The organism is Okeania sp. SIO2F5 (assembly GCF_010692685.1).
Classification (GTDB): Bacteria; Cyanobacteriota; Cyanobacteriia; order Cyanobacteriales; family Microcoleaceae; genus Okeania; species Okeania hirsuta.
The window spans coordinates 1-10,616 of sequence record NZ_JAAHGU010000165.1 but is presented as its reverse complement, the minus strand read 5'-3'; the positions used below and the strand labels follow the sequence as shown (position 1 = coordinate 10,616).

Genomic DNA, 10,616 nt, shown 5'->3' with positions numbered 1-10,616 from the left:
AGAAAAAGTTCTGAACGTAACCATCCCGTTAAACTATTTTTTTGCGGGTCATAAACATAATATTCTTCTACTCCATAGCGGTCATAAAATAATAATTTACACTCCATTTCTTTAGGTGTATTTCCTGGAGAAAGAATCTCAAATACTACTTGTGGAGCAATATTATTTTCTTTCCATTGCTGATAAGAACCTCGGTCTCCTTTCGGTACTCCAAAAACCACCATTACATCTGGCGCTTGTCGTAATTTATTATTCCCTTCTACCGGATACCAAAGTAAATCTCCTGCCACAAAAACTTCAGCATTATCTGCAAATAACCAAGCTAAATTGTAATGAATAACTGTAATCCAACGAAATTGAATTGTATTATCTGCCATGGGTTGTCCATCACTATCTGGATAAACTATTTCTGAGTTAATTTGGGACAAGGGAAGTTGTATTGTCATATTTTATTTCCTCACATTATTCAGGGTGCATTAGTGCTAACGTAACGCACCATTCCACTTCATCTAAAATTCAACCTATCCATTACTTTCTGGATCTATCCCCGCTTCTCGTAATAATTGTTCTAAGCGTTTGGCACGTTCTTGAGCAATTTCCTTCTCTTGAGGTTCCTGTTGAAGTTCTTCTTGAGCAACAGTGGTACGACTTTCTGCCTCTAAAGCACGATTTTCTGCTTCTAAAGCACGATTTTCTGTTGCCTCTAGTTGTTGCTGCACTTCAATATAATCTGTAAATGCTTGTTCATCAGGACGGTACAACATTAGTGTTTCTGTTGTTAGTTGAAATCTAATACCCAACCGAGGGGAAACAAAGCCATTTATTTCATCAATTCTGTCTAGAAAAAGTTCTGAACGTAACCATCCCGTTAAACTATTTTTTTGCGGGTCATAAACATAATATTCTTCTACTCCATAGCGGTCATAAAATAATAATTTACACTCCATTTCTTTAGGTGTATTTCCTGGAGAAAGAATCTCAAATACTACTTGTGGAGCAATATTATTTTCTTTCCATTGCTGATAAGAACCTCGGTCTCCTTTCGGTACTCCAAAAACCACCATTACATCTGGCGCTTGTCGTAATTTATTATTCCCTTCTACCGGATACCAAAGTAAATCTCCTGCCACAAAAACTTCAGCATTATCTGCAAATAACCAAGCTAAATTGTAATGAATAACTGTAATCCAACGAAATTGAATTGTATTATCTGCCATGGGTTGTCCATCACTATCTGGATAAACTATTTCTGAGTTATTTTGGGACAAGGGAAGTTGTATTGTCATATTTTATTTCCTCACGCGCCTCAGTATTTTTAGTATAGCAATTCTCAAGAAGCGTGAGATACAAAATTGTAAGCATTTCCTACATAATGCTGCGCAAACAGCTTTCAGCTATCAGCTATCAGCTATTGCTTTTAGTTTACGATAAACGCTATGTGTTTAATTAATTCAGGAACAATGAAGATATATAGATATTTTGAAATAATCATTTTTTTTGCTTTCCATAAATCAATCAATATCGTTGTTCCATAGTCTGTTTTTGATTGTAAAAATATTGGCGAAATTTGGCATCAATTAAATCATTATACTCTTCTTTATTTCCGATGATTTTTTTGGTAACTTGAACTACATCAAACTATTAATAAATTTCGGAAAAATTAATTTTATATCTTATCTCTTCTTCCTTCTTCCTTCTTCCCTCTTCCTTGTTCCCTTGGAGACTCTAAATTTTGAAACCAGGAAGACCTGACAGTAACGACAATAATTCCTATAGGCAAAAATAAAAATAACCCCAGCATTTGTAATACCAATATTCCCTTACTCATTACCAGCACCAATAAACCGTCGCTCACTCGCTGATACAATACCCCTAAAAAAGCCAACAATAATAACCCTAATAAACCAATTTGTTTCTGGGAAATATTACTCACTCCAGTGAAAACAAACGGACGACGTAACCATTTCACACCCCCCACTAAAATTTGTTCCACTATTAGCAAAGTTATCCCAGACCACATCAACTCTAACAACACTAATAATATAAACAACCAACTAACCTGTAACTCTAAAGTATAAGTAGGAATCAAAATTAGTTTAGCTGCTATGGTGTAATTGTAGAAAGCAAAAAACGGCCACTGGAGCAAAAATTGAGGTAAACTCACCAGATAATTTGGTGTAGTTAAAATTTCAGTGACTCCACATAATAATGTCGGCAATAAAAACGCCCCCATCAAAAGCAAAACATATAAACAGACAACTCGCAAAATAGAAGTCAATTTGTCAGAACGACGTAAAGCATAATTACTACATAGTTGCAAAACATAACAAAACACCAGCATATTACTCGCGCTTCTGGTCGGTGCCAGACTTCTTATTGCCATCAACCAAATAACTGTCATTTGTATTGCCAATAACCAGGTAACGCAACGTCGCCATAATAACTGCACTTTTAATGTTGCTGCCTTTTTTATCTGACGAAAATATATCTCTTCTACCAAACTTTCTCCTCTCGTTTCTGTAGTCTGCATTCTGATTTTTTCATCGGGTCGAAGTAATACACAAACACCAGAAGCAATACCACCTGCAAATGTTAATAACATAGAAATTATTAAACCCGGTGCAGCTAATTTTACCTCCTTAGTAGAATTAACATCTAAACTATGTTGTGCCCACTCGATCGCTTTCGTCATTAAATGTGGGTCGTAGGTGGGGATGATATGGTCGGCAGTGCCAGAAATTATTAACAGTCGAGCAGTACCATTACTGAAACTACCGCAAATATTATTACCATTATTGATGCAAACAGGATTTTTGCTACCCGTTGCTTGCTGCAACATAATTCGTAAATCTTCAGGAGGGTTAATTTGCTCGTATACACCAGCGCCCAAAAATAGATTTCGAGGAGTAGTGGTAGTAGCGCTACCACTCATACCTAAAATAATTGTCGAGCGCAATACTTTTTCTGTTTCCCCCAACTTTAATGCTGTTGCACCACCCATAGAATGACCGAGAATACCAATGCGGTCTTGGTCAAAAAAATCTGGGCGATCGCGAATGTATGCTAGGACTGCTTTAGCATCTGCTTTGGTGTTTTTGTCTAAGTTTTCTATAGATTTTTCTCTATTTTTCAGTGAGTAAGACTCGCCATAACCACCAAAGTCAAAAGCGATCGCTGCTATGCCATGTCTTGCTAACTCTACTGCCAAAGGTGTCATCATTTCTTTGCTATTGTTGACACCATGACACAATAATATTACTGGATGAGGTTTTGCTGTGCTGGGGGTATAGATACGAGTGACTAAATTTCGTTGAGAGTCTATTTCAATATTTATAGATGTTACTTCAATGCCGATAGTAGGATTAAATATAATTGATAATATTAAACCTATTCCTAATAATAGCAAACTTAGTAAAAATCCATAACGATGCCTCTTCATAGATATTTGTCTCAATTTCAGCTAATATAAATTATTGTTCCCTATTTTTGTGTTTTTATCAACAATTAGTTGATGATTAAATTCAGCAAATCTATTTTTTTTTAGGGGGAAAAAAGATAGCCATTCATTAATGGAGCATGGATAATTGATAATTACCTCTGGTTAAAACAGCGGTCAGCTCTCAGCAATAAAAATGAATGAAGCAAGTACTTGTTTAACTTCTAATACATTTTTCAACAAAGAATTGAAGCACAAGAGCAACGAGCTTAAATTGTCCACTAAAAGTAATCAAGCTGATAGCTGACTGCTGTTTGCGCAGCATTCCGCAGGAAATGCTTACAAATCGAGAGGATTGAATATAAGGAATATTGTCTTTTTTTTCCGTAAAAAGGTCGGCTTTAAACCTGAATTATTTAATTATTAATTATTAATTATTCGGTAAAAAAAATATGGAACATCAAAAATATTTCAAGCTATCAATTATCTTACTAGAGCAATCTTATTTGAGTGGGTACATCTCAATCTTGAATAAAGCCAAAAAATTCTCGCTTTTAAGCAACAGGCAACAGCTCCGGAAGGCAACAGGGAATATATAGGAAAAAAGTATTTTTGCAAATATGAGATGGACTCAGAGGATAATTTATGAGTGACAATTTAAACATTCAAAGCTCATATTTTGATTATCAATATTTTGGGGATACTCCCCTGTCTACATAGTGTTTATAATTGGTTCTAGTTTGAGTCCCCATGCATTTCTTCCTTCTTCAATAGCAATCAAATTATCACAAATGATTTAGGGTTGTTATTGGGGATAATTTCTGAGTGACAATTTAAACATTCAAAGCTCATATTTTGATTATCAATATTTTGGGAATACTCCCCTGTCTACATAATGTTTATAATTGGTTCTAGTTTGAGTCCCCATGCATTTCTTCCTTCTTCAATAGCAATCAAATTATCACAAATGATTTAGGGTTGTTATTGGGGATAATTTCTGAGTGACAATTTAAACATTCAAAGCTCATATTTTGATTATCAATATTTTGGGAATACTCCCCTGTCTACATAATGTTTATAATTGGTTCTAGTTTGAGTCCCCATGCATTTCTTCCTTCTTTCTTCTTCCTTCTTCCTTGTTCAATATTTTTTTGAATTTATGAATCAAGATTTACAAAATCAAGTATGTATTGTTACGGGTGGTAATTCTGGTGTTGGTTTAATGACTGCTGTTGGTTTGGCCAAAGCTGGATGTCATGTATTTATTGCCTGTCGCTCTATTAGTAAAGCCACGAAAGCTGTAGATTATATTCGTCAAATTAGTGGCAATAAAAACGTTGAGTTTTTGCCTTTAAATCTAGCTTCTTTAGATTCAGTTCGTCAATTTGTTGATTTGTTCATAACCAGGCAACTTCCTCTACATATTTTAGTTAACAATGCCGGAATTTTTAATCAAAGAGGTACTACTCAAGAAGGATTTGAACTAATTTGGGGAACCAACTATTTAGGTCATTTTTTACTGACATATCTTTTGTTAGAAAAACTCAAGAGTTCTGCTTTTAGTAGAATTATTATGGTAGCTTCCGATTTGGCATTAAAACCAAAAACTATTCCTTGGAATTTATTAGTCAAAAAAACACCTCTAAATTTTTTAGAACTTTATTCTGTCTCTAAATTATGTTTGTTACTTTTGACAACTGAACTTGCCAGACAGTTAGAAAATACAAATGTAACCGTTAATGCCGTTCACCCAGGATTTGTGCAATCTAATATTACAATTTGGCATAGTCTGAGTAAATATTTAGGTTTAGGAATTTCTCCAGAAAAGGGTGCAAATAGTACATTATTTTGTGCCCAGTCTAGTCAACTAAAAAATATCAGTGGTAAATTTTTTGATTCCCAAAATCAGGAAATTACTTTGCCAAAAATAGCAACAGATATTCACCTAGCAAAACAACTTTGGGAAAGAAGTTTACTCTGGAGTGGATGCCAGAATACAAAAACTAACGAAACAATTAATTATGATAACTTTTCTGGAATATCCGGTCCTTACACCCTCAAACTAGACAGTCAAGAAATTGGTCAAATTACCAAAACAATTTTTGCAGAAATCTTACCAAAACCTCCAAGCAAATTATTATTTTTACGCCTTTTAAAATTTTTATTGAAATTCAAATTTGGTTCAGCCTTTCTATTATTAGTTCAAATTTGGAAACAAGAATTTCACATGGAAAGACATCTTGATTCCCCTGAAATTTGGAAAATATGTCAGGATGAAAAATTATTGGCAAAATTGCAAGAATATTTAGGAGAAAAATTAGTATTATGGCGTTCTGAACTTTGGGTTAATTATCCCGCAAAACAATTAATCCCCTTGTGGCACAGAGATTCTTATCCAAAATTACTTTCTGGTGTAGGTAAAACAATTAATGTTTATATTGCTCTGACTGAAGTCAATAAATTTAATGGCTTTGAATTTATACCAAATGCTAAAAAAGACCGCAATTTATCTGTAAAAATGACAGACCCTTTTAGTGGCAATAATTTCTTTGAAGTTACAGAAAAATTGGCAGAAAATTCAGTCCCAGTAATTCTCAAACCAGGTCAGTTTGTGATGTTTACAGATGAACTTATCCATCGCTCTGTATGCAATACTAGCGGTCAAGTTAGACTATCATTAACTTTACGAGTTACTCAACCTAGTGTAGAAGTTTTACCTAATTATAATCCTAATTATCAACAGTCAGTATTGTTGTAGAAGAAGGAAAAGGGAAGAAGGAAGAAAGAACAATGAAGAAGTAAAGAATCAAAAAATCAGAAATAATAAATTAAGATAAACAGCAGTCTAGATAGGTATTTTCTAGAATTAGACTAGCTCCTTCTAAGTGAAAAACTATAATTTTATTTCTGTATAGCAAATCTTGAGTTGCTTAGGATATAGAGTGATAATGAATCGAATACGGAGAAATATTTTTCCCACTTTTGTCTATTGCCTGCCATATTTATGATTAATAATTATAGCGGTTTTCACAGAGAGAGGTAGACTACAAAGCTTCTGCCTTCTGCCTTCTGCCTTCTGCCTTTAAGCCAAAATCTCTGTATTCTATGTTAATGAAAACCGCTATAGTACTATGCCAAGGGCGAAAAAAGAATATTTAGAATAATAACGGGACTGAAAAGATTATCGTTCAGATATCTCCTGGATTAAAAAAGGATACTCACACTCATAAATGATATAGCGTTTCTCAAATTAGTGAGGTACACCTATATTTATTTCGATTCTATTCTATTCTATTCCCTATTCTCTGTTCCCTATTCTCTGTTCCCTGTTCCCTGTTCCCTGTTCCCTAAAACAAACGAATTTTGTACCTTACCAATATGGGAATTGCTATATAGAAGTTATTTATTTTGACAAAAAAATAAAGTTTCAAGTTCTCGCATTCCTATTGCAGGAGGTAGTGATAACTGTTTCGCTACGCCATATAAAAAACGCAATTCCTCCGGAAGAGGTTAACTGATAACTGAATTTACTCCTATAAAAAGTCTAACTATTTGTAGAAAACATTTATCACACTTGGTATTATACAATTGGAAATCTAGATATCCGCCCCCCATAAACTACTAACTTTGGGTATAATATCTCTATATCAAAATTTTCTGTATCTAACGAAGAAAGTTTTCATAGTAATTAAAAATTCTACTGATGAAATAAAAAGTAGTTTTCTAGTAAAACACAAATTTTTTTTACAAATAGCCTGAATAGGAAACTAATTTGCCAGAATATAAATAGACCAAGAGGTTGTTAAAAATTATCAAGGACAACTTATGGAATCAGCTTATGTTTTCTGTCTAATTATTGGTGGAGCATTTGTGGCAGTCTCCGCCTTTGCCGGTCTAGATGGTGTAGATTTTGACCAAGACTTTGACCCAGACTTAGAAATTACAGACCAATCAAGTACACAAGTTAATACTTCAATATATCAACGTCGCCGAAGATTATGGCTACCATTATTCAGCCTAAAATTTTGGACTTTTGGCAGTTGTTTCTTTGGGCTAACTGGAATTTTATTATCGTATATTTCGCCCACTCTTTCACCAACAATAATTGCCATTATTTCTATAATTGTTGGTATTTTATGTGGCACAATTATGGCATGGGTATTACATACCTTAAAAAACCGTCAAGCTGATAGCTTGGTGCGTAGTGGCGACCTCGTAGGTATTTCTGGAATTGTGGAGATTCCTTTTGATAAAAATAGTAGAGGAAAAATTAGATTACAGGTGAAAAATTCTGTTATAGAATTGATGGCTTTTACTGAAGAATCTAGGGAATTTACTAGAGGAGAAAAAGCATTTATCGTGGGAATAGAAAATAATAGAGTATGGGTAGTATCAGAAAATTATCTAGATCAAACATCAGAGGATGAATCTTAATTTTTTTCAGCTATCCTCGAACGCGATTTTCCAATTCCCCAATTTCAAAAAATTTTCTGCACAACTTAAATATAGTTGCGAGATGAATAAATCGGCATGAAAAATCAACTTTTAATGTTAGCCTATATTTCAGTGGGAGTAGGAATATTTGGTGGGATGTTAATAGTATTATTGTTGTCGATTTTTCGACAAAACCAAGTAATAAATAGTCTTGTCAGTCCTCAAGATTTTTTAGGTCTACCCTGCACTGTGGAAATTCCATTTGATACTCATAGTAGAGGTAAAGTTAGTCTAAATGTTAAAGGTTCTAGCATAGAATTAATTGCCCGTACAACAGAAGAATCTAAAGAATTTACTAAGGGAGAACAAGTATTTATTATCGGCACAGAAAATAATCAGGTGTGGGTAATTTCCAAATCATCTTTTCAACACCAGGAATAATCATCAATGAAGAAGGCAGAAGGCAGAAGGCAGAAGGCAGAAGGGAAAATTGCTTATGGATAGTCAACAACCGGCCAGTCCGTGTCTTATAACCCCAAAAAATTTTAAGCACCCCCGTTGACGGTGGGGTATTAAACCCGCCACAGAAAAGATAATGAATAATCGCAGAGATTTTTAGGGAAATAAACGATTTGTAGGCCAGTTAGCTCGAACTTTCATACTACTAGATGAAAAATACTATATTTCACAAAAATCAATGAGGAAATTTAACTAATGAAAAGTAAAAATTTAGAATCAAATAAAGCCGAATTAACCACTGTAGAAATAGCACAAATTCCTCCTGTAATACAAAAGGAGCCAATTCAGAATTTTACAGGAAAAATTTCTACAAGTTTACCCATCGCTCTATCTATATTTGGAGTGATAGTATTAATCTGGTTTATCAACACATTCATACAAATTTGTAAACCCAATGAAATACTAATTTTATCCGGTCGGAAACGGCGGACAAAAGAAGGGGAAACAGTTGGTTATCGCGTAATATTTGGTGGTAGAGCAATTCCCATCCCAATTCTAGAAACAACCAAAACAATGGACCTACGCACCATGCCAGTACCTGTGGAAGTGCGAAATGCTTACTCCAAAGGCGGTACTCCACTAAATATTCAAGCGATCGCCAATATCAAAGTTTCCAATGACCCGAAAATAGTAGGCAATGCCATAGAAAGATTTCTCGACCGCGACCGCTCAGAAATTACCCGTGTAGCAAGAGAAACTCTAGAAGGAAACCTGCGGGGTGTGGTCGCCACCCTGACACCAGAACAACTCAACGAAGACCGTCTTCAATTCGCCGAACGCATTGCTGAAGACGTGAGTCGCGACTTAGCAAAATTGGGTTTGCAACTCGACATCCTGAAAATTCAAAGCGTTTCCGATGACGTAGACTACCTAAACTCCATTGGTCGCAAACAAATTGCCATGATTCGCCGAGATGCTGAAATAGCTGAGTCTAACGCCAAAGCAGAAGCAGACCAAATAGAAGCTGACTGCCAACGACAGTCAGAAACTGCCAAAACCGAGTCATTAACATTAACCGTTAAAAAAGAAAACGAACTCCGTAAAATTCAAGCAGAGTTGGAACAGCAAGCACGTTCAGAAGAAGAACGAACCAAAGCAGCAGCTAAAGAAGCAAGGGCAAGAGCAGAACAATTATTGCAAACAGTCCGCGCTGAGTTAGAGAGATTGCGTTTAGAAGCGGATGAAGTATTGCCAGCAGAAGCACAACGGCAAGCAAAAGAACTCATAGCAAAAGGAAATGCTGCTTCTCTTTCAGAAAATGCTCAAGCTGAAGCTTTAGTTAACGATATGCTTTCCCAGGTTTGGCAAGAGACTGGTAAAGATGCTGCGGAATTGTTCTACTTACAACAAATTAGTATGATTTTGCGTGAGTCTGCTAAGGTAACCGAACAAGTTAAATTGGAAAATATCAAAGTTATCGATAGTGGAGATGGCAAGTCAATCGCTAGTTTGGTGAATGCTTATCCTGAAATCTTCCGCCAGTTCCTCAAAAATGTCAATCAAACCCTTGGCGTTGATGTGACAGGAAACTTCAGCAATGGGAAAGAAGTTACCTCAAATCAGGTTAAACAGTTATAGGTTAAGTATTTAGGAGTCACCGAGTCAGTCCTCAGTCCTCAGGAGTTAGAAGGGAAGAAAGGAGGAAAGAAAGGAATTGAGTAAAGATAATTTCAGTATTTCTTTGGTACTGTCGGTACCCGGAGTTCTTAAATTTTATTTATAACTGACCCGTCCGAACACGATCGGGACTTATGCAGAGACTCTCCTCCTGACTCGGTGACTCCTATAAAAAGCCTAACTATTTTTAGCAAACATTTATCAAATTAGTAAGTAGGTGAGCATAAATAAACACAATATCATAGGACAGGTTTTGAGAACTAGACCATTCTTACCTCAAAGCTTTCAGTTAAACCTACCCCTACAATTTTTTCAACGTTTCATTAGACCTACCTACTTATATCATGTCCGGTTAAACAGTGATAAATAAATAACTACGGAGTCCTCAGGAGTCAACCCACCCCTCGCCCCTCCCAGGAGGGGAAGTCAGGAGTCAGGAGGAAAGAGGTAATAAAGAAGAACAACTGGAGTTGAAGGAGAAAGTTTTTTTATAACTAATTATCCGGACATGATATTATTCTTTCTTCTTCCCTCTTCCTTTTTCCTTCTTAAATCACTAAAATAACGGAGTAAAAAAAATCATGGAAATAGTATTAGCGTTACTGGCAGT

The 10,616-nt window shown here is 35.4% G+C and carries 7 protein-coding genes; 4 read left to right on the top strand and 3 right to left on the bottom strand.

The genetic code is table 11. The annotated features are described in order from the left end of the window. The 3 genes from F6K27_RS29140 to F6K27_RS29130 all read right to left on the bottom strand — a co-directional run. A partial coding sequence (locus F6K27_RS29140) for a Uma2 family endonuclease (RefSeq protein ID WP_287278993.1) occupies window positions 1-446 on the bottom strand: 446 nt, incomplete at its 3' end. 75 nt (window positions 447-521) lie between these two features. After that, window positions 522-1,286 carry a Uma2 family endonuclease gene (locus tag F6K27_RS29135; RefSeq protein WP_287278992.1) on the bottom strand — a complete coding sequence of 255 codons (765 nt, stop codon included), beginning with the start codon at window positions 1,284-1,286 and terminating at the stop codon, window positions 522-524. A 380-nt stretch (window positions 1,287-1,666) separates the two neighbouring features. Further along, window positions 1,667-3,439, bottom strand: a complete 1,773-nt coding sequence (locus F6K27_RS29130) for an alpha/beta hydrolase (protein ID WP_287278991.1) — start codon at window positions 3,437-3,439, stop codon at window positions 1,667-1,669. A gap of 1,156 nt (window positions 3,440-4,595) precedes the next feature. On the opposite strand from F6K27_RS29130, the gene F6K27_RS29125 reads away from it, so the two are divergent. From F6K27_RS29125 to F6K27_RS29110, 4 genes are all read left to right on the top strand, one after another. After that, window positions 4,596-6,194 (top strand): SDR family NAD(P)-dependent oxidoreductase, encoded by a 1,599-nt coding sequence (locus F6K27_RS29125; protein ID WP_287278990.1) that lies wholly within the window; start codon window positions 4,596-4,598, stop codon window positions 6,192-6,194. A gap of 1,067 nt (window positions 6,195-7,261) precedes the next feature. Then, a complete protein-coding gene (locus F6K27_RS29120; protein WP_287278989.1) occupies window positions 7,262-7,870 on the top strand; it encodes an NfeD-like protein in 609 nt (202 codons plus the stop codon). 96 nt (window positions 7,871-7,966) lie between these two features. Beyond that, window positions 7,967-8,311 (top strand): NfeD-like protein, encoded by a 345-nt coding sequence (locus tag F6K27_RS29115; RefSeq protein ID WP_287278988.1) that lies wholly within the window; start codon window positions 7,967-7,969, stop codon window positions 8,309-8,311. Window positions 8,312-8,584: 273 nt separating this feature from the next. Continuing rightward, a complete protein-coding gene (locus F6K27_RS29110; protein WP_124143881.1) occupies window positions 8,585-9,967 on the top strand; it encodes a flotillin family protein in 1,383 nt (460 codons plus the stop codon). The last annotated feature ends 649 nt before the right edge of the window (window positions 9,968-10,616 follow it).